The sequence below is a fragment of the Dellaglioa sp. CoH-55-MRSF-7 genome (assembly GCF_056782235.1).
Genome location: NZ_JBXAYI010000043.1, coordinates 1 through 552, shown reverse-complemented (window position 1 = coordinate 552; position 552 = coordinate 1). Strand labels below are relative to the sequence as shown.

Below are 552 nucleotides of genomic sequence, written 5' to 3'. Positions count from 1 at the left end.
CTACGTGCACCACGCAGAGTGTAAGGATAAGAATCACAAGAAGCGCGTATCGTACACAATCAATGCCGCAGAATTCGATCGACAGCTGGCGGCTGGTGAGATCACACAAGAGCAACGTGACGAGATTGCGCGTCTAGCGCTCCCCGAGGATTCGCTGAAGCTTTCGCAGATCATCAAGAACACCACGATGACGATCAACGAGCTTGAGACTGTTCCAGATGCCTCGATATACTCGTTTGCAGACGTGCCTGAACTCGTTATGCGTCCCCCTACCATGCGCGACGTTCTTGAGTTTGCGGATGCTCCTGAGATGAAGGATGAAGAGCAACGCTCCGAATTCTCGTTCTTGGCTCAACTCGCTACGCATATCCAACACGTAGCCGGTTATCTGACTCTCAAGCAGAGGATTGATATCGTCGGTGAGTGCACACCTGATCAGGTAGCACTTATCAAGGACTTCGAAGCACAGCTGAAAAAGTATGGTGTTGAGGAACGCGTTCGTATCACGTGCAAGGAGTGTGGCGCGGTTTCAGAGACGAAGCTGTCTCTGGC

General features: G+C 51.8%; 1 protein-coding gene. It reads left to right on the top strand.

What is annotated here, in order from left to right; all coding sequences use genetic code 11:
• Positions 1–552 (top strand): hypothetical protein (locus tag AC1RPU_RS07775; RefSeq protein ID WP_481769609.1); only part of this gene is annotated, 552 nt, incomplete at both ends.